Here is a 23,354-nt window from a genome sequence, read left to right as displayed (position 1 = left end):
AAAGTTTTTCAGCAAGGGATCACACCTATTTAAGGCGCGCGCGATTGAATCGCGCAACGCATTTTTGCAGGGCTGCCATTCCAAATATATGTTGTACGATTATATCGTGCACGATATAAATGATCTTGTTCAGTTCCCGGCGGGAGGCAGCGCAAAGTTGTTGGTCCGCCTCTCGAGTGAAACCCCAAGGAGAAATCCATGCCCACCAAAGTTCTTTATCGCACCCAGGCCACAGCAACCGGCGGCCGCGATGGCAAAGCCTCGACCACGGACGGCACGTTTCAGGTCAATCTTGCGACCCCGAAGGAACTCGGTGGCGGCGGCGGACCTGGCAACAATCCCGAGCAGCTTTTCGCAGCCGGTTATTCGGCCTGTTTTATCGGCGCCATGAAGGCGGTTTCGGGAACGGTCGGCGTCAAGGTGCCAGCGGATGCCACCGTGACTGCTGATGTGGGTATCGGCCCGCGTTCGGAAGGCGGCTTCGGTCTCGATGTTGCGCTGACCGTGGCGCTGCCTGGCCTCGATCGCGCCGACGCGGAGAAGCTGGTCGCCACCGCGCATCAGGTTTGCCCGTATTCCAACGCAACGCGCAACAACCTCGATGTGAAGCTCAACATCGTCTGATTTTGCGGCGAGACAAACAGAAGAGCGGGCCACGGGCCCCGCTCTTTTGTTTGCGCCTACACGTGCTGACCGCCGTTGATGTGAATCTCGGCGCCGTTCACGTACGAACTGGTTTCGGTGCACAGCACGTAGATGATCTTCGCGACTTCATCCGGCGTGCCGAGCCGGTGCATCGGAATTTGTTCGTGAACGATCTTGTCGGTGCCCGGTGACAGGATCGACGTATCGATCTCGCCCGGCGCAATCGCATTGACGCGCACGCCGACGCGGCCGAAGTCGGACGCCATCTCCCGCGTCAGCGCGGCGAGCGCTGCTTTCGATGTCGCATAGGCCGCACCCGCGAACGGATGCACGCGCGAGCCCGCGATCGATGTCACGTTCACCACCGATCCCTTCGCGGCCTTCAGTTCTTCGATCAGCCCGCGTGCCAGCATCACAGGTGCGAAGAAGTTGACGCGGAACACATGGCTCCAGACATCGACATCGGTGTCGATAGAGCCCATCCGCGCGCCGCCTTCTCCCTTGGGAGAGATCGCCGCGTTGTTGACCAGCGCATGCAGTACGCCGCCCTCGAGCCGCTCGCGGATTTCATCGATGGCGCGTGCCGTGTCCTTGTGATCGGAAAGGTCGACCTGGATGTGATCCTCAGGGCCGGCGTCCCAGGGGCATTGCTCGGGAAACGGATGGCGCGAGCAGGTGATGACGCGCCAGCCCGCGCTGGAAAAGCGGATCACCGTGGCGTGGCCGATGCCGCGGCTGGCGCCGGTCAGCAGCAAGGTGCGCTTGGGCGCGTTGGAATCCGCGGGAGTTGAAGTCGGCATGAATGAGGGTCTCGCCTTCGGGCGTTAGCGTTCAGGACATCAGTTACGGATAGAGCCGCGTCTTGCTCCATTCGGCATCGGGGGCCGCGCGGCGGAATTCGATGCGGTCATGCAGGCGGAACGGGCGGTCGTGCCAGAATTCGAAGGCCTGCGGCGTGATGCGCCATCCGCTCCAGCCGGGGGGGCGGGGGACCTCGCCGATAGCATACTTGGCGGCGTTGAGCGCGATGGCTTTTTCGAACGCCATCCGGCTTTCGAGCGGCTGCGACTGCTTGCTGGCCCAGGCGCCGATCTGGGCCTGCTTCGGACGGGTCGCGAAATAGGCATCGGCCTCGGCGTCGGTGACGCGGTTTACGGTCCCGCGAATGCGGACCTGCCGGCGCAGCGATTTCCAGTGAAACAGCAGCGCGGCCTTGGGGTTGGCGGCGAGCTCCCGGCCCTTGGCGCTGTCGATGTGGCTGTAAAACACAAAACCAGCGGTATCGAAGCCCTTCAGCAGCACCATCCGCACATCCGGAAGCCCCTCCGGGTCCACGGTCGCGAGCGCCATGGCATTGGGATCGTTCGGTTCGGACTTCACCGCCTCGGCAAACCACACCGCAAACAGCCCAAAAGGCTCGTCGGCGGCGGTGAAATCACCGGAAATTAACTCACCTGGGGTTTTGATGGAGTGTGGACCGTTCATGTCTGGAGTATCCGGTTGCGTACCCTGGCGCCTCTTCGTGCCAAGCGTGTTCTCGAGCGTTCCCTATATAGGGTACGCGAGGGCCGCGGCCTATCGCCGATCGGGCTTGTCACGGCTGCTGTGCTGGTGGCCGTCGGCTGCTCGTCCGGGGGATGCAGCATGGGGCCCTTCGGAAAGGACGCTAAAAAGGACGACATGTCGGACGTCACCGGCTCGATCGGCCCGATGATTCGCTCCCACGACGACACCAATCTGACCGACGCCGATCTCGCACTGGCCCGCAACGCCGCGTCCGATGTGCTGACCCGAGGGCAAAAGGACGTCAGCCAGCCATGGGAAAACCCGGAAACCGGCGCGCGCGGCTCGGTCACGCCGTTGGCCTCCACCTATACGACCGAGGGGCGGACCTGCCGGGATTTCCTCGCCAGCTACGTGCGCGGCGCCAATGAAGGCTGGCTGCAGGGTGAGGCCTGCCAGCAGGGCAAGGGGCCCTGGGAAATCCGCCACATGAAACCGTGGAAGCGCAGCTAGGCCGGTTCGATCGCTCGGCCAGAACCGCCCAACTTTGTAGTTTTGACACCGTTCCGGGCGAAACCCGTTGCGGGATTGTCACGAAAACACCACATCAGGGCAAAGGGCCGCTCGGCCCGAACCTGAATTCCTGCAAGGAGACCGAACGAATGCGCGACCCCTACGAGGTCCTGGGGGTGCAGCGGGGTGCCACTGCTGCGGCGATCAAGAGCGCCTATCGCAAGCTCGCCAAGAAGCACCACCCCGATGCCAACAAGGGCGACCCCAAAGCGGCTGAACGCTTTTCCGAACTCAACATGGCGAACGAAATCCTCGGCGACGAGGACAAACGCAAGCAGTTCGACCGCGGCGAGATCGATGCCGAGGGCAAACCGAAGTTTCAGGGTTTCGACGGCGGCTTCCCCGGAGGCGGCGGCGGACGACGCGCGGGCCCGGGCGGCTTCGAATATTCCTTCCGCACCGGCGGTGGACCGGGTGCCGGCGGCTTTGCCAGCGGCGGCGCATTCGAGGACATTCTCAAAAGCATGTTCGGCGGCCAGGCTGGCGCCGGAATGGGCGGCGGTCCGCGCGGCGGCGCCAGCACCTTCGAATACGACACGCCGTTCGCCACCGATCTCGATGTCGCCGTCGCGATGACGGTCGCGCTTGAGGAAGCCATCAACGGCGCGACGCGGCGGGTCCGTCTGCCGACCGGCAAGGAGCTCAACGTCAAGATTCCGGCAGGTGTCGCCGCCGGTCAGCAGATCCGCCTCAAGGGGCAGGGCGAAACCGCGCCCGGTCATCGTCCCGGCGATGTGCTGATCACGGTGAACATCGCACCGCATCCCTACTTCAAGATCGACGGCAACGATCTGCGTCTCGATCTGCCGGTCACGCTGTACGAAGCCGTGCTCGGCGCGAAGGTGCGCGTCCCGACGCTCGACGGCGCGGTGCAGCTTTCGATTCCGAAGAATACATCATCGGGCCGGACGTTTCGTCTGAAGGGCAAGGGCATGCCGATCAAGGGTGCATCGGGTGCCGACGGGTTCGGCGATCTGTACGTCACCACCCGCATAGTGTTGCCGGATGCCAATGACGCGGAGCTTGAAGCGCTGATGGAAAAATGGCGCACCGAGCACCCGACGAATCCGCGCAAGGATTTCGAATGAGGCGTGCTGGGTCATCCTGAGGTGCGAGCCGCGTTTGCGGCGAGCCTCGCAGGATGCGGGCTTGCGTTACCTGCCGTCATCCGTTGAGGCTCGCTTCGCTCGCACCTCAGGATGACGGCAATCAGATTTTCGCGTTGTTCGTGATCTCTCTCCGCGTGGATGTGGCAGTCATCGCGCGCGACACTCACAGATGTCATCACCGGCCTTGTGCCGGTGATCCCGATTTTCAGATTCAATTTTCAAACAGCCACTTTGAAATTCCGCGCGCGCACGCGCATTCTTCCCGCGCATCGCGCGAGGTGAGCTTTTCGTTGTGCCCCTCACCGCGCGCGCGAGGCCTGCCTCGTTCGCGCCCTCAATATGAGGGGCATGGAGCGCCGCGAGGCGCACCTTTGTATCGTTTCGCTTCCGGCATCGCGTGCGAGGCGATGGTCTTCCGGAAGCGCATCGCCTTGCGGCGCTCCATTGCGGGACTTTGGGCGAGGGGACCGTACTTCCGGGTGCGGACGGGGGAGGTTACTCGACCCCTGATCCGGACGGCTTTCGCCGCCTTCGTCCGCTCCGCGTCCAGCCGGCGAACGGCAGAGCCACATAGTTGGCCCGGACGGTGACCCCAGCCTCCCGGACGCGTGTGTGCGAAACACGCGCGCAGGCGCCGCATCCTGCTCCGCTTCAAAGCGCCCTCGAGAAGCGCCCCTCACGAACAGGACGTGACGAACTTAAGCGCGCTTCAGAACACGGGGACGCGTATCCCCATCACGAAATGTTTCGAGGTCGGATTTCCCCACTTGTCATTCCGGGGCGCGCGGCTTCGCGCGAACCCGGAATCCATGGCCACTCACCGGATTCCCGCATCATCATGGATTCCGGGCCTGCGCCAACCGGCGCATCCCCCGGAATGACGGGGAGGATTCTCGCACGAAGGCGCGCATCCAGGCATGACGGGCGGAGAAATTGCGGCCGGTCAGGCGTTCGCGCCGAACCCGAAAAGTTCCGCTGCCGGGACGATATTTTACAACCGGTGGCAATCCGGCGCCGGAATACCCATATGTTGGTAATGACCAGCAAATCACAGACCAAGCCGCGAACTCCCGAACAACTGGCCCGCCTTGAAAAACAGCGGCTGGCCAAGATCGAGGGCGAAATCGCCCTCGCAGAAGTCGGCAAGGAGTATGTCGACGTCCGCAAGAATATGGATCGCCTGAAGGCGCTGCGCCTGGCGAAGGAAGCCGAAGAGGCCGCCAACCCACCGCCGGTCGAGCCGAAAAAGAAAAAGGCCGCGCCGAAAAAGCTCGCCGTCGTCACAGCACGTGAAGCGGAAGCCGTCGGCGAGTGACGCCATTTGTATTTTCCTGCAACTGACATCTTTTTTCCGACTGACCAAGAGGCCCGGCAATTTGCCGGGCCTTTTATTTTTCGGCGGATTGTTGCCGTCGCGCTTTGAATCTGTAACGTCGGCCTGATGACAATCAGCAGGACCGGCACCGGCACATTCGATGGTTAAAGCGCGATGGATCGGCATCGCCTGTCTCGGCATCACAGCGTTCGGCTGGGGCCTGAACTGGCCTTTCATGAAACTCCTGTTGCGTGAACTGCCGCCGCTATCCGCGCGCGGCCTCGCGGGAGTTACGGCGTCGCTCATTCTGGCGGTCGTGGCATGGAGCCGCCGCGAACGATTAAGCGTGCCGCGCGAGGCCATCCTGCCTCTGCTGTTCGCGACGTTTACCAATGTCATCGCGTGGATGGGATTTGGCACTGTTGCCATGAAATGGGTCACCGTCGGCGAGGGCGCGCTGCTCGCTTACACAATGCCGATCTGGGCGACGCTGTTCGCATGGCCGCTGCTCGGCATGCGTCCCACGGTCCGCAATATCATCGCACTGTGTCTCGGCATTATCGGAATCGTGATCCTGTTCGGCGGCGACGGATTTTCATTTACGCCGGAAAAGCTGGCGGGTGCGTCGCTGGCGCTGTCTGCGGCAATTCTCTTTGCACTCGGCAACATTCTCAATCGCGCGCCGATACCGGTGCCGCCGGTTGCGCTTGTGGCGTGGCAGGTCGGACTTGGTTGTCTGGCGATGATTGTCTTCGGCCTGTTGTTCGAGAAGCCGGATTTTTCCGCCGTCTCGCTCCAGGGCTGGGCGCTGATGGCTTACATGACAATCGTTCCGATGGGCGTGTGTTATCTCACCTGGTTCGAAACCTTGCGCATCCTGCCGCCAGCGACAGCATCGACCGGCATGCTGCTGGTTCCGATCGTGGGCGTGATGTCCGCCGCGTTGATGGTCGGGGAACCGCTCGGTCTGCGCGAGGTTCTTGCGATGGTCTTCACACTGGGCGGCGTCACATTGGCGCTGCAACGGACGTAACCGAAATTCGGGATGACGCTGCGGCAACGCCGATGCTGTGCGCAGCGCAATGGCATGCTATCTGTTTCGACAGAAAATAATACCGCAAAGGATCAGCTTGTTACTTGAACTTGGAATTGTCGCCGTCCTCATCGTCATCAACGGTCTTTTGGCGATGTCGGAGCTTGCCATCGTCTCATCCCGTCCCGCGCGATTGTCCGGTCTGGTTGAGAAAGGCGTCAGCGGTTCGCGCCGTGCGCTCGCCCTGGCGTCGGACCCCGGAAAATTTCTCTCCACGGTTCAGATCGGAATCACGCTGGTCGGCGTGCTGTCCGGCGCATTTTCCGGCGCGACACTCGGCGCGCGTCTCTCGGCATGGCTGGCGAGCGTGGGACTGTCGCCGGGCGCCGCGGATGCCGTTGGCGTCGGTGCGGTGGTGACGCTGATCACCTACGCCTCGCTCATTGTCGGTGAACTGGTGCCGAAGCAGATCGCGCTGCGCGATCCTGAAGCGGTGGCGGTGAAGGTCGCGCCGGCGATGGTCGTGCTCGCGAGGGTATCGCTGCCGCTGGTGTGGATCCTCGATCGTTCGGGCAAGGCATTGCTGTGGGTGCTCGGCCAGCGCGGCGAGGCCGAGGAGAAGGTGAGCGAAGAGGAAATCCACACGCTGGTTGTGGAAGCCGAGAATGCCGGCGTGCTCGAGCCGGGCGAGAAGGAAATGATCGCAGGCGTGATGCGGCTCGGCGATCTTCCGGTCGGTGCGGTGATGACGCCGCGTCATGAGGTCACGATGATCAATCTGTCGGAGCCGGATGAGGCGATTCGATTTGCTTTTAGGAACAGCACGCATTCGCGCCTGCCGGTGTTCGACGGCGAGGAGACGCTCGGTATCCTGCAATCCAAGGACATGCTGGATGCGTATCTTGCGGGCGAGACACCGGACATCCGCAAGCTGATCCGCGAGGCGCCGATCATTCCCGAAACGGTCGATGCGCGTGATGTCGTCGCCATCCTGCGCGATTCACCGGTGCACATGGGACTGGTCCACGACGAGTACGGCACGTTTCAGGGCGTCGTCACCAGCGCGGATATTCTTGAGTCGATCGTCGGGAGTTTTCACACCGAGGAAGGACCGGCCGAACCCGCCTTCGTCCGGCGCGACGATGGATCGTTTCTCATTTCCGGTTGGATGCCTGCGCTCGAATTCGCGCGCCTGCTCGACATTCCGTTGCCGGCGTCACGGTCCTACCAGACCTGCGCCGGTTATCTGCTGGAGAAATTCGGCGCGATTCCGTCGGTGGGGCAAAGCATCAGCGCCGACGGCTGGAGATTCGAGATCGTCGATCTCGACGGGCGGCGTATCGACAAGGTGCTGGCCAGCAGGGAGTAGGCTCGTCGTTGCGAGAGAAGCGAAGCAATCCATCTTTTAAAACAGAAAATGGATTGCTTCGTCGCAAGCGCTCCTCGCAATGACGTGTTCTCCAAAGGCTGATTACAGCCCGGCCTTCTCGTTCTGGTCATAGACCAGCCGCGCGACGTGCTCGAGGCGGGTGCGATCGGTGCCGCCGCTGACGACGTAACCCACGCCGCGATCGGCCCAGAACAGCGCGCCGGTGCCGTCGTTGACGGCGTAGCGCATCTGCGTCGTCTCGGTTTCCGCGCGCGCGGCGAAGATCGTGAAGCGCTCACCCGACGCCGTCTCATACATCAGGAACGATGCGGGACCGGTGGGGCCGGGCAGCAGCCGTCCGCCGACGAGCTTCAGCCCGGTGGCGTCGAGTTCGGGCGCGCGGACTTCCCAGCCGCAGCGCTTGCTCAGCCACTGTTGCAGATGCGCCTTGTCGCTGCCCGCCACTTCGACGGGATGGCGCACCTCGACCACATAGAGTTTGTGCGCGCCGAGCGCATCGCCGGTGAAGCTCGCGAACGCCGACGGCGTTGCGTTCGCGCCGCGGGCGGCCCAGCCGATGCCGCCGCCGACAGCGAATGCCAGCAGCGATGCGGCGATTGCGCCCATCATCCAGCGGCGCGGGGTGCGCGACAACTGATCGACCGAGAGGCTGTGTGGCACCGGCTCGTCCGCGACGGAGTCGTACTTCGCATGCAGCGCGTCGCTCATTGCGCGCCATGACGTGACCCGCTCGGCGTCGTCGGGATGCGCCTCGAGCCAGGCCTCGACCGCCGCGCGGCGCTCCACGGGGAGTTCGTTGTCCACGTAGGCGTGGAGTTCGTCCTCGGTCACCGGAATGTTGTGGTCGGTCATCAGCGTTGTCTCTCGAATTCGAAGTCTTGCAGCAGCAATGGCATCAGGTTTGTGCAGAAAGTGGGGTGGAGGTTACGCATGATACAGAGTTGACCTCCACCCCGCGCGCCAATCGCGTGGCTTTCAGCGCGCCACCCTCTCCACGAGGAAGAGGGAGAAGAAGCGTGTCTCCCCGGTCGCGCATCAATTCCATCCCGTATCGTCCCCTTCGGTTTCATTTCACCCGCCGCAGCACCGGCCGCTCTCCTTCCAGTGCGGCTTTCACATGCGCCCGCGCACGGGCGAGCCGCGACATCACCGTGCCGATCGGCACGCCCTGAATGTCGGCGACGTCGCGGTAGCTCAGGCCTTCCAGCACCACCAGCAGCAGCACCGCGCGCTGGTCTTCCGCCAGGGTCGCGAGCGCGCGGGAAATGTCGCGGCCTTCGGCCTCGGTGCCGGAGGCGTCGGCGGCGGTGTCGTGCAGTTCCATCATCGCCGGCTGCCGCGCCAGCGAACGGCGGCGGTTGCGGTTCAGGTTGGTCAGGATCGTGTAGAGCCAGGCGCGCAGGTCGCCGCCGAGGAAGAGCTTTTCCGAACGCAGCGCCCGCACCAGGGTGTCCTGCACCAGATCGTCGGCGATGTCGGTGTCCCGCGCCAGCGCCCGCGCATAGCGCCGCAGGGCCGGAATCATGGTCTCGACGCTGTGGCGGAAATCGTTGCTCATTCAGTTCGTCCGGTCCGGCGGCTTACAGGCCGTTCTACTCTGAAAACACCGAAAACGCGGGAGTATTCCGCTGTTTCTGCCCGTTATGGTCAGGACTTGCGCCGCTTGTCCGGGTTGAACGGCCAGGGGGCCTGTGTCATCAGGGGCCGCCTTGCCTTCGGCAATTGAAGAAATCTTTCGAGCAAGAAACGTCAATGCCATCTCCCACCGTTTACTTCATCCGTCACGGCCAGACCGAATGGAACGCCGCGGGCCGCTTTCAGGGCACGCAGGACATTCCACTCAACGACCTCGGCAAGGAGCAGGCGATCCGCTCCGGCGAATTGCTGACCGATATTCTTGCGCGCGACTCCCATGATCCCGCGAAGATCCCGTTCGTGTCGTCGCCGCTCGGGCGTGCACGCTCCACGATGGAGCTGCTGCGGGGCGTGCTCGGCGTGCCGCCGCATGACTACGAACTCGACGACCGCCTGCGCGAGATCGGTTACGGCCACTGGGAAGGCTCGACCCTGCCGCAGATGGAGCAGTCGCATCCGGAGATTTTCGCCGAGCGTCAGGTCGACAAGTGGGGCGTGCCGCCGCCGGGCGGCGAGAGCTACGCCTCGGTGACCATCCGCATGCGCGACTGGTACGACTCGCTGATTCAGGACACGGTGGCGGTGTCCCATGGCGGCTCGATGCGGGCGCTGCTGGTGGCGCTGGATGTCGAGACCCCGGTGGGCGCTGCGGACCTGACGGTGGAGCAGGGCGTGGTCTACGTTTTTGCCGACGGGCAGGTGACGAAACATAGTTAATGCTTCGTTAACGCGGCACTTTAAGCGCCTCAGATTTGACCCTAAGAGGCCTGCGCGTTACGACTTTACGTCAATTCTGGCGATTAGGGGCCCTTTGGCCCATCGGGTAATTTCCTATGTCCTTCAACACCTTCGGCCACATGTTTCGCGTGACGACCTTTGGCGAAAGCCATGGGCCCGCGCTGGGCTGCGTGGTCGATGGCTGCCCGCCCCAGATCCCCCTGACGGTTGAAGAGATTCAACTGGATCTTGATCGCCGCCGTCCCGGCCAGTCGCGGTTCACGACCCAGCGGCAGGAAGCCGATCAGGTCAAAATCCTCTCCGGCGTGATGGACACGGACAAGGGCCAGGTCACCACCGGCACGCCGATCGCGCTGATGATCGAGAATACCGACCAGCGCTCGAAGGACTATTCCGAGATCAAGGACAAGTTTCGTCCAGGTCACGCCGACTTCACCTATGAGGCGAAATACGGCCTGCGCGACTATCGCGGCGGCGGGCGCTCGTCGGCGCGCGAGACCGCGGCGCGTGTCGCCGCCGGCGCGGTGGCGCGGAAGATCATTCCCGATGTGAAGGTGCGCGGCGCGCTGGTGCAGATGGGTCCGCACAAGATCGATCGCGCGGCCTGGGACTGGGATGAGGTCGGGCGCAATCCGTTCTTCTGTCCCGACAGGGCCAAGGCCGATTTCTTCGCGGAGTATCTCGACGACATCCGCAAGAAGGGATCATCCATCGGCGCGGTGATCGAGGTCGTCGCCGAAGGTGTTCCTGCCGGATTGGGCGCGCCGATCTACGGCAAGCTCGACAGCGATCTTGCGCTGGCGCTGATGAGCATCAATGCGGTGAAGGGCGTCGAGATCGGCGCGGGCTTCGGCGCCGCCGAACTGCACGGCGAAGAGAACGCGGACGAGATGCGCATGGGCAACAACGGTCCGGTGTTTCTGTCGAACCATGCCGGCGGCATTCTCGGCGGCATCTCCACCGGGCAGCCGGTGGTGGCGCGTTTTGCGGTGAAGCCGACGTCGTCGATCCTCACCCCACGCCGTACCATCGACAAGGCCGGTGCCGACACCGACATCATGACCAAGGGTCGTCACGATCCCTGCGTCGGCATTCGCGCGGTGCCGGTGGGCGAAGCGATGATGGCCTGCGTGATCGCCGATCATCTGCTGCGCCATCGCGGTCAGGTCGGCGGCTGATTACAGCCATGAGTGGACTTTCGGACATTTTCGTCCGGTATGATCGGACCGTGAGGCTGTATTTTTAGTTCCCTCCTCAATCAGGAATATGATACCGCTAAAGCCGCTGGGTGAGATTTCCGCGCATCGCGAATGGTGCTGCGTGAAGAGAAGTCGGCGGTACGCATGGGGCAGAACAGTTCCGGTGGCATTGAGGAACCCTTCTCGGTGACGGTGATTGACCGCGCCGAACTCTCAACCAGCGCGGTCTGGAGTTCGACATTCGCCGATGAGCGGAAAGATTATCGCTACTACGAAATCATCGAGGACACGCTTCGCGAAGGCTTCGACTACAGGTATTTTGCCATCCGCGATGCATCCGGGCGCATCCGGGCGATACAGCCGTTCTTTCTGCTCGATCAGGACGTTCTTGAAGGCGTCGGATCGGAGTGGCGGCTGATCTCAACCATCCGGCGCCGCTACCCGCGCTTCCTCAAGATGCGAACACTCATGGTCGGCTGTTCCGCAGGCGAGGGGCATCTCGCTGACGGTGAGGGTCTGTCCGCCGCCATCGTTGCGGACGTGCTTTCGCGGCATATCCGCAAGCTGGCGAAAAGTCTCGGCGCGCAGCTCATTGTGCTCAAGGAATTTCCCGCCAGCTATCGCGAGACGTTTGAATGCTTCGTGCGGCGCGGCTTTGGCCGCGCTCCGAGCATGCCGATGACAAAACTCAATATCGAATACGAGAACTTCGATCGCTTCATCGAGAAAGCGCTCAGCGGCAAGGCGCGGAAGAATGTGCGCCGGAATCTTCAGGCATCAGCCGGCGAAGATATCCGCATGACCGTAACCGACGATACAGCAAATCTGGCCAAGGAAATCTATCCGCTCTATCTTCAGGTCTACGAGCGATCCAAGTTCCGTTTCGAGAAGCTGACGGAGGACTACTTCCGCGATCTCGGCACACGGATGAAGGACAAGGTCCGTGTCTTCACATGGCACCGCGGCAATACGCTGGTGGCCTTCAACATCTGCATGGTCCAGGGCGAACATTTCTTCTCGGAGTATGTCGGCTTCGACTATTCCGTTGCGCTCAATCTGCATCTCTATTTCTGCGTGGTTCGTGACACGATCAACTGGGCCATTGCGGGCGGCTACAAATGGTTTCGCAGCAGCGGCCTGAACTACGACCCGAAACTCCACCTGCGGCACCAGCTCGATCCGGTCGATCTGTATGTGCGTCATGTCTCGCCGCTCGCGAACGTGGTCCTGAAGCGCGTGCTGCCGTGGCTGTCGCCGGTGCGCTACGACGCCACGCTGAAGAAATTCCCGAATTATCGGGAGATGTGGTGAGCGTGGCTGACGAGCTTGACCGGGCCCGCCCGCCGTCGCAAAACGAACCTTATGCAAGCCAACAGCGTTCAGAGCGTCATCGACTGGTTGATCAACGGAGCGCGGTCGGCGTCACGCGTGGACCGGTTTATCGTGGAAACCTGCGAGCGCATGGTCGCTTGCGGCATGCCGCTCTGGCGCGTCGGCGTCTTCGTCCGCACACTTCATCCCAATATGCTCGGCCGCAACTTCGTCTGGCGCAAGGGCGAAGGTGTTGCCATGGGCGCCATGGCTCACGGCGAGCAGGAGTCGGATTATTTTCTCTCAAGTCCTCTGGCCATCGTGTTCGAGCAGGGGCAGGAAGTGCGCAAGCGGCTGCTGGATGACGGTGCCGGCAATGTGCCGTTTTTCGCCGAGATCCGCGACGAGGGCGCGACCGACTACATCGCACTTCCGCTTCTGATGTCCGATGGGACAATCCATGCGGTGAGCTGGATCACGCAGCATCCGGATGGCTTCACGGAGGCTCAACTCGCCGACCTGCGCCTGATGATGCCATCCCTGACCCGCATGATCGAAGTCTGGCTGCTGCGGCGGACCGCAGCAGGATTGCTCAACAATTATGTCGGCGCGCGGGCCGGCGCGCGGATTCTTGCGGGACAAATCCGCCGCGGCCATACCGAGACCATGCATGCCGCGATCTGGCTGTCGGATCTGCGCGGCTTCACGCCGCTGTCTGACCGGCTGTCGTCCGAAGCCGTGGTGGATGTTCTCAACACCTATTTCGACTGTCAGGTGCCGGCGATCCTGAATCACGGCGGCGAAGTCCTGAAGTTCATGGGCGACGGCCTGCTCGCGGTGTTTCCCATCACCGGCAAGGAGGGGGACACGGAAACGGTTTGCAGGCGCGTGCTCGAAGCGGCGCGGGAGTGCCGCGCCAACGTGGCGGCGATGACCTATGCCTACGAGTCCGAGATACTGCGCGACTTCCGGTTCGGCCTCGCGCTGCATATCGGCACGGTTCTGTACGGCAATATCGGCGGCGGCGACCGGCTCGATTTCACCTGCATCGGTCCGGCGGTGAATCTTGCTGCGCGCATCGAGAAGATGACAGGCCGCCTCAACCGCACCGTGCTGGCGTCCACGGAATTCGCCAGCCATGTCGATGCGGGATGGACTGATCTTGGCCTGTTTTCGGTCGCGGGCTTTGCCGCGCCTGAACGTGTCTACGGCCTGCCGGATGATGCCTCATTGATGAACGATTCATCGGCATCCCCGGCCAGCGCCTCATCTCCGTAAAATTTTATCGCCGTTCATGGAAATAACATCCTTCGCGAAGCGTTATCGGTTAGGGGCGCGCTCGGGTAGGAGTGAGCCATGTTCAGAAAACTGATGATCGGTGTTGCTGCGGTTGCTGCAATTGTTGCGTTTGCCCCGCTCGATGCCGTCGCGCGCGGTGGTCACGGCGGCGGCGGTGGTGGGGGTTTCCACGGCGGCGGAGGATTTGGCGGTGGCGGATTCCGCGGCGGTGGTTTCTCAGGTGGCGGCTTTAGAGGTGCCGGCAGTTTCGCCGCCATGCACGGCGGCGGATTCAGCGGACCGCGATTTGCCGCTGCGTCGGGAATGGCCCGGTTTGCCGCGATGCCGGGCGGAGGCGCCCGCTTCGCCAATGCCGGTTTCCATCATGGCAGGTTTTGGCATCATCACCGCCGCTTCGCACCGTTCGCGGTCGGGTTTGGTTTCCCGTACTATTACGACAACTATTATTACGATGATTATTACGGGTACGACGAGGGCTGTTACCAGCTAACGCAGGTGCCGACGCCCTATGGCTGGCGCTGGCGCCGGGTCTATGTCTGCGGCTGACGCCGCACATGAAAACGGCGGCTGAGCCCAGCCGCCGTTTCGGAATGAGATAGTGGCGGCGTTTAAGCCGCGCGCACAGTCGTCAGGAATTTCTCGACCTCGATCTTGAGGCGGCTGCTGTCGCTGGACAGCACCTGCGCGGACGACAGCACCTGACCGGAGGCCGCTCCGGTTTCACCGGCGCCGCGGCTGACCTCGGTGATGCTCTGCGCCACCTCGCCGCTGCGCTGGGCAGCATACTGCACGTTGCGCGCGATCTCCTGGGTGGCCGCCCCCTGTTCCTCGACGGCTGCTGCGATGCTCGAGGAGATTTCCGAGATCAGATTGATCGTCGCGCCGATCTCCTTGATCGTGGAGACCGACTCCCGGGTCGCCGACTGCATACCGGCGATCTGGGCGCTGATCTCGTCGGTGGCCTTCGCGGTCTGCGCGGCGAGGGCCTTCACTTCGGAGGCGACCACCGCGAAACCGCGGCCGGCGTCTCCGGCGCGGGCGGCCTCAATGGTGGCATTGAGCGCGAGCAGATTGGTCTGTTCGGCGACCGCCGTAATCAGCTTCACCACGTCGCCGATGCGCGCCGCCGCCTGAGACAGTTCGGTGATGCTGGCATCGGTTTTCTGCGCCTGACGCACAGCCTCACCGGCAATGCGGCTGGATTCCTGCACCTGCCGTCCGATCTCGGCGACCGATGAGGTGATCTCTTCGGTGGCGACCGCGACCGACTGCACGTTGCTGGAGACTTCCTGCGAGGCGCTGGCCGCCGAGTCGGAAATCTTGCCGGTGGAGTCTGCCGTGGTGGTCAGCGTATTCGCCGCCGCTTCCAGCTCGGTCGATGACGACGACAGCGAACCGACCAGTTCACCGATCAGGGATTCGAAGTCGCGGGTGATCGCATCGACCCGCTGGCCGCGCTGGATCTTGGCGTCGGCGTCGAGGGCCGCGGCTTCGTCCGCCGCCTTCTTGGCGATCAGCGCGTCCTTGAACACCTGCAATGTGTCGGCCATGGTTCCGATTTCGGTCTTCTCGCCCTGATGCGGGACCTCGGCGCTCAGGTCGCCGCTGCCCAGCGCCCGCATCGGAGTCACAATCGAGGCGATGCCCGTTGTCACGCCGCGGACGAGATAGAAGCTGAAGACAAGGCCGGCCACCAGTGCGAGGCCGAGAATGACGAGCCCAAGCTGGACAGCCGTGGAATAGTTGTCGTTGGCGCGCTGGCCCTCGGTGGCCGCGCCCTTGCTGTTCATTTCGACCAGCTTGGTCAGCGTGTCGTCCACCTTGATTCCGATCGGGGAGGCCTTCTCGAAATTCAGATCCTGCGCCATCGAGCTTTCGCCCTTGCGGGAGGTTTCGAGAACCTCGTTGGCGGCGGCGAGGTATTCCTTCCAGACCTTGACCAGTTCGTCGTAGACCGCGCGTTCTTCTGGCGAGGAGATCAGAGCCTGATACTTCTGGTTGGCCTGATCGTAGGCTTGCAGGCGGCCGGCGAGATTCTTGTCGATCTTGGCCTTGGCGTTGTCGTCGAAGGTCAGGAAATGGTCACGGAGGATGGCGCGGTAGCGCGCGGCCTGGGTCTGCATGTCTCCGAGCCAGCGAACGCTGGGCAGCCAGATCGTCTGGATCTGCTGCGCCGAGGCGTTGATCGAGCGCATCTGAAGTATGCCAAAAAGATTTGTCGCGGCCAAAGTCAGCAGAAAGAACGTCACGATTCCGATCAGTTTGGCGCGAATGGAGAGCTTGGACAGCATCGGGGTGATCCCTGGTTATCGATTTTTCTAACCGGATGCCGAAGGAGCCAGATCAGGATGCGGATCGGGCGAAAGGAGGGTGGCAATTTCCAGTCGAATGCCGACGCCTTCTGACGCCGTCTTCGCGGGCGGAATCATCAGGGATTCCCGTGAACTGTTGGTAAATGAAGTATCCTCCGCGTCGCTCTGACGCGGCGGCGGAGGAAACAAAAAGGGCGGCTGAAATTCAGCCGCCCGTTTGCCGTTCGATGTTGCGGCGAGCTTACGCCGCGCGGACGTTGGTGAGGAATTTCTCGACTTCGATCTTGAGGCGGTTGCTGTCGGTTGACAGCATCTGCGCGGCAGACAGCACCTGGCCGGATGCGGCCCCGGTTTCACCCGCGCCGCGGCTGACATCGGTGATGCTGTTGGCGACGTCGCCGCTGAGCGAGGCTGCCTGCTGCACGTTGCGGGCAATTTCCTGCGTCGCCGCGCCCTGTTCTTCCACCGCGGCCGCGATGGTCGAGGAAATTTCCGAGATCAGGGTGATGGTCTTGCCGATCTCCTTGATGGTCGCGACCGATTCCTGCGTCGCGGTCTGCATGCCTGCGACCTGGGCGCTGATCTCGTCGGTGGCCTTGGCGGTCTGCGCGGCGAGGGCCTTCACCTCGGAAGCAACCACGGCGAAGCCACGGCCGGCATCGCCGGCGCGGGCAGCCTCGATGGTGGCGTTGAGCGCCAGCAGGTTGGTCTGTTCGGCAACCGCCGTGATCAGCTTCACCACGTCGCCGATGCGGGCGGCGGCCTGCGACAGCTCGGTGATGCTGGTGTCGGTCTTTTGCGCCTGACGCACGGCTTCGCCGGCGACGCGGCTGGATTCCTGTACCTGACGGCTGATTTCGCCGACCGACGAGGTGATCTCTTCGGTGGCGACCGCGACCGACTGCACGTTGCTGGAGACTTCCTGCGACGCGGCGGCGGCTTCGCCCGAGGTCCTGCCGGTGATTTCGGCGGTGGAGGTCAGGGTGTTGGCAGCGGCTTCGAGTTCGGTCGATGACGACGACAGCGAGCCGACCAGTTCGCCGATCAGCTTTTCGAAGTCGCGGGTGATCGCATCGACCCGCTGGCCGCGCGCGATCTTGGCGTCGGCATCGGCGGCGGCGGCTTCGTCCGCCGCCTTCTTGGCGATCAGGGCTTCCTTGAAGACCTGCAAGGTGTCGGCCATGGTGCCGATTTCGGTCTTTTCGCCCTGATGCGGCACGACGGCGGTGAGATCGCCTTCGCCGAGCGCCTTCATCGGCGTCACGATCGACGTGATGCCGCGGGACACGTCGCGCACCAGATAGAAGCCGACAACACAGCCGATCAGGACGGCCGCCCCGAGCATGATCGCCACCAGCATGAATGCGGCATTGTAGTTGTTCGTTGCGTCCTGGCCGGCGATATCGGCGCCCTTGTTGTTGAGGTCGATGTCCTTCTTCAGGATATTGTCGGACTTGATGCCGATGAGGTTGACGGTCGTCGTGTTCAGCTCATGTGCCTCGCGCGGATAGGAGCCCGCGGCCTTGCGCGACAGCGCCATGACTTCCTGGGCGCCCTTCTTGTAGCTTTCCCACGTCTCGACCCACTCGTTGTACAGCGCGCGTTCTTCCGGCGACGTAATCATCTTTTCATAAGCCTGCCGCGCCTTCATGTTGGCTTCGACAACCGTTTCCAGCGTCTTTTCCTGCGCCAGCTTTTCCTCGAGAAGCTCCGACAGCATGTGCTCGCGGATCACGTTGCGATAGGTGATCACACCGGCGCGCAGATCGCCGAGCACCCGAACGCTGGGCATCCAGTTGGTCTGGATGTCGACGGCATTGGCATTGATGGCCTGCATCTGGCGGATGGCGAAGAGACCCATGCCGGTCATCGCGACCAGCAGGATGACGAGAACGACGGTGATCTTGGAACGAATGGAAATCCTGGAGAGCATGGCGGACCTTGAGTCTTTCTGACCGGTGGCGGATGGGCTGGGTTGGCAAGGGCAGGAATAGAGAAACCGGGAATGCCAATCCGCCCTTCGGCGTTTCGGATTCGTGGTTTCCAATTTCGCTATGTGAGGTGAAATGTTCGTAAAGGTATTCCGCGGCCGATGCAGAAATGTGCTTTTTACGTACGGCGTTTATGCCGATGCGCGCTGCACCCGATGCATGTGTCGAAGGCATGAAAAAAACCGGCGGAGCTTTCGCGCCGCCGGCTCTCAAATGTTCGCTGGGCGAATCGTATCAGGCGGCGCGGATCGTCGCGAGGAAGTTGTGCACCTCGGTCTGGAGATGCGTGCTCTCCTTCGAGAGCGACTGGGCGGCCGTGAAAACCTGAGCCGATGCGGCGCCGGTTTCGCTGTTGCCGCGGTCGACGTCCGAGATGTTGGCGGCAACGCGCGCGCTCAGTTCGGCCGCCTGCTGAACGTTGCGGGCAATCTCCTGCGTCGCGGCGCCCTGTTCTTCGACAGCGGCGGCAATGGTCGATGAGATCTCGGAGATCAGATTGATGGTGCTGCTGATCTCCTTGATGGTCGTGACGGAGGCGCTGGTCGCCGTCTGCATGCCGGAAATCTGGGTCGTGATCTCGTCGGTCGCCTTGGCGGTCTGTGAGGCGAGCGCCTTGACCTCGGAGGCGACCACGGCAAAGCCACGGCCGGCTTCGCCCGCACGCGCCGCCTCGATGGTGGCATTGAGCGCGAGCAGGTTGGTCTGTTCGGCAATCGCGGTAATCAGTTTCACCACATCGCCGATGCGGGCGGCGGCCTGCGACAGTTCGCTGATGCAGGAATCAGTCTTCTCGGCCTGCTGGACGGCGAGTTGAGCGACCCGGCTCGATTCCAGCACCTGACGTCCGATTTCATTGACCGACGAGGTGATTTCCTCGGTGGCGCTGGCGGTCGACTGGATGCTTTCGGAGACCTCGCGTGAGGTGTTGGCGGCGGAGTTCGACAGTTGCCGGGTGACGTCGGCGGCGTTGGTCAGGGTGCTGGCGGTGGCTTCCATTTCGGTGGAGGCCGATGACAGCGAGCCGATCAGTTCGCCGATCATGCCCTCGAAGCTGCTGGTGGCCCGGTCCAGCGTTTCGGCGCGGCGCATCTTTGCGCTGGCTTCTGCTGCGGCAACTTCGTCGGCGGTCCTCTTGGCGATCATGGCGTCCTTGAACACCTGCACGGCGTCGGCGATCTGGCCAACCTCGGTGTTTTCGCCCTGATGAGGAACGTCGGCGGCGAGATCGCCGGTCGCCAGCGCCCGCATCGGGGTCAGGACCGAACCGATGCCGCGGGCGACATCGCGCACGATCAGGACCGCGGCGCAAAGCCCGGCCAGCACCATGGCCGCCAGCGCGGCCAGAACGATAAGGAATGCGAGTTCATAGGTGTTTTCGGCATGCTGTCCGGCGGCGGCGGCGCCCTTGTCGTTCAACTCGACAAGCTTGGCCAGCACCGCATCCATGCTTCGTCCCGCCGGCGTCGCACGCTGGGCGTTGACGGCGCGCGCCTGTGCGACCTCGCGCTTGCGGGCATGGACGATCACTTCGTCGGCGGCCTCGCGGAAGATTTTCCAGGTTGCCGCCAGTTCTTTATAGAGCGCAGCTTCTTCCGGGGAGGAGATCAGCGGCTCATAGGCCTTGTTCGCGATGTCGTAGTCCTTGCTCCGGGCGTCGAGATTGCGCTGGATGTCGGCCATGAACTTGTCGTCCGGCTCCGTCAGATAGTCGCGCAGCACCGCCCGGTAGCGCGCCGACTGGGTGCGCAATTCACCGATCAGGCGGACGCTGGGCAGCCAGCTTGTCTTGATGTCCTGCGCTGCGGCGTTGATGGCGCGCATTTCCACCACGGCGAAGGCGCCCATAGCGGAGAGGGCAATCAGCAGGAGGGCGACGAGAGCGACGAGTTTGGTGCGAATGGAGAGCCTTGAGAGCATGAAACAGTCCTTTGAGGTCTTTCTGACCCCTTTCAAGAAACGCGGGGCGACACCAAACGCGGGGGTTTGGCCGCCGAAAATGACTTCGACGCCTGAATGGGCGTGGGTGGTGTTGGCAATTTCCAGTCGGACGCCCGTTCAATGACGGAGCGTCCGCTTCGCGAACGTAAATAAATTCCGTGAAATGTTGGTAAATGTTTGCCGGCCGGGCAAACAGCCTGAAAAAGGGCCAGAATTTCCGGCCCTCATAGGGCATGGGGATGGCCCAGTTTCCTGCTTTCAGGGTCGCGCAGGCCGTGTCACCATCCTGACGTGAAAGACGGGAGGTCCGCCAATGCGCTGGTGTGTCTCGATCGGAGCGGTGCTTGTCGCGGGCGTGCTCGCCGGCGGCGATGTTCCCGGGCTGGCTGCACCGGCCAAGGCGCCTGCGCCGGCCGCTACCGAGGCCAAGGTCGACGTCGAACTGGTCCTCGCGGTCGACGTCTCCTATTCCATGGACTTGGATGAACTGGCGCTCCAGCGCGAAGGCTACGCGCTCGCGGTCACCTCCAAGGAGTTCCTGCAGGCGCTCAAGACCGGCCCGACCGGCAAGGTCGCGGTGACCTATTTCGAATGGGCCGCCTCGACCGACCAGAAGATCATCGTGCCATGGCGGGTGATCGATGGTCCGGAATCGGCGGGTGCGCTGGCCGAGGAAATCCTGAAAGCGCCGCTGCGCCGCGCCTCCCGCACCTCCATCTCCGGCGCGATCAACTTCGCGATGCCGCTGTTCGAGGCCAACGAATATCAGGGCCTGCGCCGCGTCATCGATATTTCAGGCGACGGGCCGAACAACAACGGCGAGCTCGTGACGATTGCGCGCGACGCGGCGCTGGCGAAGGGCATTACCATCAACGGCCTTCCGATCATGTCGAAGGAAACCAACTACGCGACCATGGATATCGAGAATCTCGACTGGTATTACGAGGACTGCGTGATCGGCGGCGCCGGATCGTTCGTGGTGCCGATCAAGACCAAAGAGAAATTCAAGGAAGCGATCCGCACCAAGCTGGTCCTCGAAGTCGCGCATCGTGTGCCGGAAATGCGGGTCGTGCCGGCGGCCACGCGCGAGCCGCGGGTGTCATGCACCATCGGCGAGAAGATCTGGCAGGAGCGGTGGGGACGGTGAGTCCTTTCTGTGTTTCGCAAAAGCAATCGGCCCCTCACCCCAACCCTCTGCCCGCGCGCGGGGAGGGGGAGCTAACGAATTTCTTTACCTCTCCCCGTTTTTACGGGGAGAGGTCGCGAGCAAAGCGAGCGGGTGAGGGGCTTCTGCTCTTTACCTTCTAAACCGCGCGACCAGCTCCACATGCGGCGTATGGCGGAACTGGTCGACCGGCGTGACGCTGTCGATCTTGAAACCGCCATCGATCAGAATGCGCGCGTCGCGTGCGAAGGTTGCCGGATTGCATGAGACCGCGACGGCGAGCGCGATCTTGCTGGCAGCCAGTTGCTGCGACTGCGCCTGCGCGCCCTGGCGCGGCGGATCGAACACCACGCAATCGTAATCGCGCAGTTCCTGCGGCATCAGCGGACGCCGGAACAGGTCGCGCGCTTCGGCCTTGATCGGCTTCAGGCCCTGCGTGAGCTTCACGGCATTTTGCAGCGCCGTCACCGCAGCCGCGTCGCTGTCGAAGGCCGCGACCTTGAATTTTTCCGCCAGGCGAAATGCGAATGGACCGAAACCACAAAACAGATCGGCGATATGCTTTGCGCCTTTGCAGCGCTCGAATGCCAGTGCCGCAAGGGTTTCCTCGCCGACCGCCGTCGGCTGCATGAAAGAGCCCGCCGGCAGGGTCACCTGCGCCTTGCCGACGCGCACCACCGGCGGCTTGCGCATGATGACCAGTTCACCATGACGCGTCAGCCGCGCGAGATTGTGTTTTTCAGCCAGCTTCGACAGGGACATCAGCAGCGCCGTGCCGAGCGGACCGGAGCCGCGCACATCGACGTCGAGGCCGTTATCGGCTGCGGTGATCTGGATATCGAGCGGCTTGCTCACCGGCCTCAGCAGTTCGGCGATTTCGTTGGCCGCTTCGATGGCGCCGTGCATGGCCGGATCGAGGATCGGACAGTGATCGATGGCGATGATCTCATGACGGCCGGCGGCGGCGAAGCCGACCCGCAGGATTCCCTGCTGGCTCTGCCGCGCATGCAGCGTCATGCGGCGGCGGCCGGTGCCATGGGCATCGATCAGCTCAAGGACCTCGCAGCCGATGCCGGCATGGTTGAGCGTGTCGACCACAAGCTGCCGCTTCCAGTTCCGGTAAGCATCGTCCTGCCAGTGCTGGATGGCGCAGCCGCCGCAGGTGCCGAAATGCGGGCAGAACGGATCGATGCGCTGCGGGCTTGGCGTGACGACGTGCGCAAGCGCGCGGCGGTCCGGGTGGCCGGGCGAGGGCAACACATCGACCGTCTCGCCGCCCAATGCATAAGGCACGTAAAGCGTCTCGCCGCCGGACACAGCAACGCCATCGCCGAAATGGCCGACATGATCGATGATGAGGCGCTCGGTCATATCTCTAGCCGCGCCGCGCGCCGATGAAGAATTCGGTGTTGCCGTCGCCGCCGGCGATGGACGAAGGGAAAACCCTGATATCGGTGCAACCCAAGGACTCCGCGAAGGTGGCGATGTCGTCGCACACCGCCTTGTGCACGGCCTCGTCGCGAATGATGCCTTTCTTGGAATGCTTCCGCTCGGCCTCGAACTGCGGCTTGATTAGCGCCAAGAGGTGCGTCGGTGCGGCAGCAATCGGCAGCACCGCGGGCAGCACCAGCTTCAACGAAATGAAGCTGACATCGATCACCACGATATCGGGACGGATTTCGAGCCGCTTGCCCGCGAGCGAACGAATGTCGGTTTCTTCCATCGAGACGATTTTCGGATTGCCGTGCAGGCTCGGATGCAACTGTCCGCGTCCAACATCGATGGCATAGACGAGGCTGGCGCCGTTCGCCAGAAGCACTTCCGTAAAGCCGCCGGTCGATGCGCCGACATCGACACAGACGTGATCCTCGATGTCGATGGGATACTGCTCCAGTGCGCCGCTGAGTTTCACTCCGCCGCGCGACACCCAGGGATGCGCGGGCTCGGCGGAGATCTCGGCATCCGCCGGAATCGTTTCCGACGGTTTCAGCACAGGCTTGCCGTTTGCAGTGACGCCACCCGCTTCGATGGCGGCCTGCGCGCGGGCGCGACTCTCGAACAGGCCGCGCTCAACAAGCAGAAGGTCTGCGCGCTTGCGTGAGGTCATGTGCCACATCCTTTCACCTCTCCCCGTGGGGGAGAGGTCGGCGCGCGAAGCGCGGCGGGTGAGGGGGCTCGATAACCTTGTTCAGACATCC

The 23,354-nt window shown here is 62.9% G+C and carries 21 protein-coding genes; 12 read left to right on the top strand and 9 right to left on the bottom strand.

Annotated elements, in window-relative coordinates; genetic code table 11:
- Nucleotides 1–198 precede the first annotated feature (198 nt).
- A complete protein-coding gene (locus tag ACP7AL_RS13305; RefSeq protein WP_006019085.1) occupies nucleotides 199–624 on the top strand; it encodes an organic hydroperoxide resistance protein in 426 nt (141 codons plus the stop codon).
- A gap of 56 nt (nucleotides 625–680) precedes the next feature.
- Here the strand turns inward: ACP7AL_RS13305 and ACP7AL_RS13300 are convergent, their stop codons facing one another.
- The gene (locus ACP7AL_RS13300) at nucleotides 681–1,445 is read right to left on the bottom strand and encodes an SDR family NAD(P)-dependent oxidoreductase (protein ID WP_006019086.1); all 765 of its coding nucleotides are present in this window, start codon (nucleotides 1,443–1,445) and stop codon (nucleotides 681–683) included.
- 43 nt (nucleotides 1,446–1,488) lie between these two features.
- A complete protein-coding gene (gene pdxH, locus ACP7AL_RS13295; RefSeq protein ID WP_425991991.1) occupies nucleotides 1,489–2,130 on the bottom strand; it encodes a pyridoxamine 5'-phosphate oxidase in 642 nt (213 codons plus the stop codon).
- Nucleotides 2,131–2,145: 15 nt separating this feature from the next.
- Here pdxH and ACP7AL_RS13290 point away from each other — a divergent pair, with 15 nt between their 5' ends.
- The 5 genes from ACP7AL_RS13290 to ACP7AL_RS13270 all read left to right on the top strand — a co-directional run bounded on the left by ACP7AL_RS13290 (nucleotide 2,146) and on the right by ACP7AL_RS13270 (nucleotide 7,547).
- A complete protein-coding gene (locus ACP7AL_RS13290) occupies nucleotides 2,146–2,661 on the top strand; it encodes an RT0821/Lpp0805 family surface protein (RefSeq protein ID WP_006019088.1) in 516 nt (171 codons plus the stop codon).
- 149 nt (nucleotides 2,662–2,810) lie between these two features.
- Nucleotides 2,811–3,809: a DnaJ C-terminal domain-containing protein gene (locus ACP7AL_RS13285; RefSeq protein ID WP_006019089.1), complete on the top strand. Its 999-nt coding sequence runs from the start codon at nucleotides 2,811–2,813 to the stop codon at nucleotides 3,807–3,809.
- 1,048 nt (nucleotides 3,810–4,857) lie between these two features.
- Complete coding sequence (locus ACP7AL_RS13280) at nucleotides 4,858–5,145, top strand: hypothetical protein (protein ID WP_006019090.1); 288 nt, start codon at nucleotides 4,858–4,860, stop codon at nucleotides 5,143–5,145.
- Nucleotides 5,146–5,305: 160 nt separating this feature from the next.
- A complete protein-coding gene (locus ACP7AL_RS13275; protein ID WP_006019091.1) occupies nucleotides 5,306–6,178 on the top strand; it encodes a DMT family transporter in 873 nt (290 codons plus the stop codon).
- A 49-nt stretch (nucleotides 6,179–6,227) separates the two neighbouring features.
- A complete protein-coding gene (locus tag ACP7AL_RS13270; protein ID WP_425991987.1) occupies nucleotides 6,228–7,547 on the top strand; it encodes a hemolysin family protein in 1,320 nt (439 codons plus the stop codon).
- A gap of 102 nt (nucleotides 7,548–7,649) precedes the next feature.
- On the opposite strand, the gene ACP7AL_RS13265 is transcribed toward ACP7AL_RS13270, so the two are convergent.
- Together ACP7AL_RS13265 and ACP7AL_RS13260 are read right to left on the bottom strand one after the other, a co-directional pair.
- Entirely contained in the window at nucleotides 7,650–8,423 is a 774-nt protein-coding gene (locus ACP7AL_RS13265; protein ID WP_425992946.1) for an anti-sigma factor family protein, read from the bottom strand.
- Nucleotides 8,424–8,634: 211 nt separating this feature from the next.
- Nucleotides 8,635–9,126: a sigma-70 family RNA polymerase sigma factor gene (locus ACP7AL_RS13260; protein WP_024921912.1), complete on the bottom strand. Its 492-nt coding sequence runs from the start codon at nucleotides 9,124–9,126 to the stop codon at nucleotides 8,635–8,637.
- Nucleotides 9,127–9,320: 194 nt separating this feature from the next.
- Here ACP7AL_RS13260 and ACP7AL_RS13255 point away from each other — a divergent pair, with 194 nt between their 5' ends.
- From ACP7AL_RS13255 to ACP7AL_RS13235, 5 genes are all read left to right on the top strand, one after another.
- On the top strand, nucleotides 9,321–9,920 hold the full coding sequence (locus tag ACP7AL_RS13255; protein WP_425991985.1) for a histidine phosphatase family protein: 600 nt from the start codon (nucleotides 9,321–9,323) through the stop codon (nucleotides 9,918–9,920).
- A gap of 116 nt (nucleotides 9,921–10,036) precedes the next feature.
- Entirely contained in the window at nucleotides 10,037–11,119 is a 1,083-nt protein-coding gene (gene aroC / locus ACP7AL_RS13250) for a chorismate synthase (protein WP_425991983.1), read from the top strand.
- A gap of 165 nt (nucleotides 11,120–11,284) precedes the next feature.
- A complete protein-coding gene (locus tag ACP7AL_RS13245; RefSeq protein ID WP_425991981.1) occupies nucleotides 11,285–12,451 on the top strand; it encodes a GNAT family N-acetyltransferase in 1,167 nt (388 codons plus the stop codon).
- Between the two features lie 51 nt (nucleotides 12,452–12,502).
- Entirely contained in the window at nucleotides 12,503–13,729 is a 1,227-nt protein-coding gene (locus ACP7AL_RS13240; protein ID WP_425991979.1) for an adenylate/guanylate cyclase domain-containing protein, read from the top strand.
- 78 nt (nucleotides 13,730–13,807) lie between these two features.
- A complete protein-coding gene (locus ACP7AL_RS13235) occupies nucleotides 13,808–14,296 on the top strand; it encodes a hypothetical protein (protein WP_425991977.1) in 489 nt (162 codons plus the stop codon).
- 62 nt (nucleotides 14,297–14,358) lie between these two features.
- On the opposite strand, the gene ACP7AL_RS13230 is transcribed toward ACP7AL_RS13235, so the two are convergent.
- From ACP7AL_RS13230 to ACP7AL_RS13220, 3 genes are all read right to left on the bottom strand, one after another.
- On the bottom strand, nucleotides 14,359–16,041 hold the full coding sequence (locus ACP7AL_RS13230; protein ID WP_425991975.1) for a methyl-accepting chemotaxis protein: 1,683 nt from the start codon (nucleotides 16,039–16,041) through the stop codon (nucleotides 14,359–14,361).
- A 262-nt stretch (nucleotides 16,042–16,303) separates the two neighbouring features.
- Nucleotides 16,304–17,995, bottom strand: coding sequence for a methyl-accepting chemotaxis protein (locus ACP7AL_RS13225; protein ID WP_425991973.1), 1,692 nt, complete (start codon nucleotides 17,993–17,995; stop codon nucleotides 16,304–16,306).
- A 292-nt stretch (nucleotides 17,996–18,287) separates the two neighbouring features.
- Complete coding sequence (locus ACP7AL_RS13220) at nucleotides 18,288–19,970, bottom strand: methyl-accepting chemotaxis protein (RefSeq protein WP_425991971.1); 1,683 nt, start codon at nucleotides 19,968–19,970, stop codon at nucleotides 18,288–18,290.
- 334 nt (nucleotides 19,971–20,304) lie between these two features.
- On the opposite strand from ACP7AL_RS13220, the gene ACP7AL_RS13215 reads away from it, so the two are divergent.
- Complete coding sequence (locus ACP7AL_RS13215) at nucleotides 20,305–21,138, top strand: DUF1194 domain-containing protein (RefSeq protein ID WP_425991969.1); 834 nt, start codon at nucleotides 20,305–20,307, stop codon at nucleotides 21,136–21,138.
- A gap of 150 nt (nucleotides 21,139–21,288) precedes the next feature.
- Here the strand turns inward: ACP7AL_RS13215 and ACP7AL_RS13210 are convergent, their stop codons facing one another.
- Together ACP7AL_RS13210 and ACP7AL_RS13205 are read right to left on the bottom strand one after the other, a co-directional pair.
- Nucleotides 21,289–22,527, bottom strand: coding sequence for a class I SAM-dependent RNA methyltransferase (locus ACP7AL_RS13210; protein WP_425991967.1), 1,239 nt, complete (start codon nucleotides 22,525–22,527; stop codon nucleotides 21,289–21,291).
- 4 nt (nucleotides 22,528–22,531) lie between these two features.
- On the bottom strand, nucleotides 22,532–23,263 hold the full coding sequence (locus tag ACP7AL_RS13205) for a TlyA family RNA methyltransferase (RefSeq protein ID WP_425991965.1): 732 nt from the start codon (nucleotides 23,261–23,263) through the stop codon (nucleotides 22,532–22,534).
- Nucleotides 23,264–23,354 lie beyond the last annotated feature (91 nt).

Origin of the sequence: Afipia sp. DC4300-2b1, assembly GCF_049895725.1 — a bacterium.
Classification (GTDB): domain Bacteria; phylum Pseudomonadota; class Alphaproteobacteria; order Rhizobiales; family Xanthobacteraceae; genus Afipia; species Afipia broomeae.
This window is presented reverse-complemented; position numbering and strand designations above follow the sequence as displayed.

Excerpts from the sequence above, each read along its gene's own strand:
- ACP7AL_RS13305 (WP_006019085.1), top strand. The coding sequence starts at position 199 with ATGCCCACCAAAGTTCTTTATCGCACCCAGGCCACAGCAACCGGCGGC.
- ACP7AL_RS13300 (WP_006019086.1), bottom strand. The coding sequence starts at position 1,445 with ATGCCGACTTCAACTCCCGCGGATTCCAACGCGCCCAAGCGCACCTTG.
- pdxH (WP_425991991.1), bottom strand. The coding sequence starts at position 2,130 with ATGAACGGTCCACACTCCATCAAAACCCCAGGTGAGTTAATTTCCGGT.
- ACP7AL_RS13285 (WP_006019089.1), top strand. The coding sequence starts at position 2,811 with ATGCGCGACCCCTACGAGGTCCTGGGGGTGCAGCGGGGTGCCACTGCT.
- ACP7AL_RS13280 (WP_006019090.1), top strand. The coding sequence starts at position 4,858 with ATGTTGGTAATGACCAGCAAATCACAGACCAAGCCGCGAACTCCCGAA.
- ACP7AL_RS13275 (WP_006019091.1), top strand. The coding sequence starts at position 5,306 with ATGGTTAAAGCGCGATGGATCGGCATCGCCTGTCTCGGCATCACAGCG.
- ACP7AL_RS13270 (WP_425991987.1), top strand. The coding sequence starts at position 6,228 with ATGGCATGCTATCTGTTTCGACAGAAAATAATACCGCAAAGGATCAGC.
- ACP7AL_RS13260 (WP_024921912.1), bottom strand. The coding sequence starts at position 9,126 with ATGAGCAACGATTTCCGCCACAGCGTCGAGACCATGATTCCGGCCCTG.
- ACP7AL_RS13255 (WP_425991985.1), top strand. The coding sequence starts at position 9,321 with ATGCCATCTCCCACCGTTTACTTCATCCGTCACGGCCAGACCGAATGG.
- aroC (WP_425991983.1), top strand. The coding sequence starts at position 10,037 with ATGTCCTTCAACACCTTCGGCCACATGTTTCGCGTGACGACCTTTGGC.
- ACP7AL_RS13245 (WP_425991981.1), top strand. The coding sequence starts at position 11,285 with ATGGGGCAGAACAGTTCCGGTGGCATTGAGGAACCCTTCTCGGTGACG.
- ACP7AL_RS13240 (WP_425991979.1), top strand. The coding sequence starts at position 12,503 with ATGCAAGCCAACAGCGTTCAGAGCGTCATCGACTGGTTGATCAACGGA.
- ACP7AL_RS13235 (WP_425991977.1), top strand. The coding sequence starts at position 13,808 with ATGTTCAGAAAACTGATGATCGGTGTTGCTGCGGTTGCTGCAATTGTT.
- ACP7AL_RS13230 (WP_425991975.1), bottom strand. The coding sequence starts at position 16,041 with ATGCTGTCCAAGCTCTCCATTCGCGCCAAACTGATCGGAATCGTGACG.
- ACP7AL_RS13225 (WP_425991973.1), bottom strand. The coding sequence starts at position 17,995 with ATGCTCTCCAGGATTTCCATTCGTTCCAAGATCACCGTCGTTCTCGTC.
- ACP7AL_RS13220 (WP_425991971.1), bottom strand. The coding sequence starts at position 19,970 with ATGCTCTCAAGGCTCTCCATTCGCACCAAACTCGTCGCTCTCGTCGCC.
- ACP7AL_RS13215 (WP_425991969.1), top strand. The coding sequence starts at position 20,305 with ATGCGCTGGTGTGTCTCGATCGGAGCGGTGCTTGTCGCGGGCGTGCTC.
- ACP7AL_RS13210 (WP_425991967.1), bottom strand. The coding sequence starts at position 22,527 with ATGACCGAGCGCCTCATCATCGATCATGTCGGCCATTTCGGCGATGGC.
- ACP7AL_RS13205 (WP_425991965.1), bottom strand. The coding sequence starts at position 23,263 with ATGACCTCACGCAAGCGCGCAGACCTTCTGCTTGTTGAGCGCGGCCTG.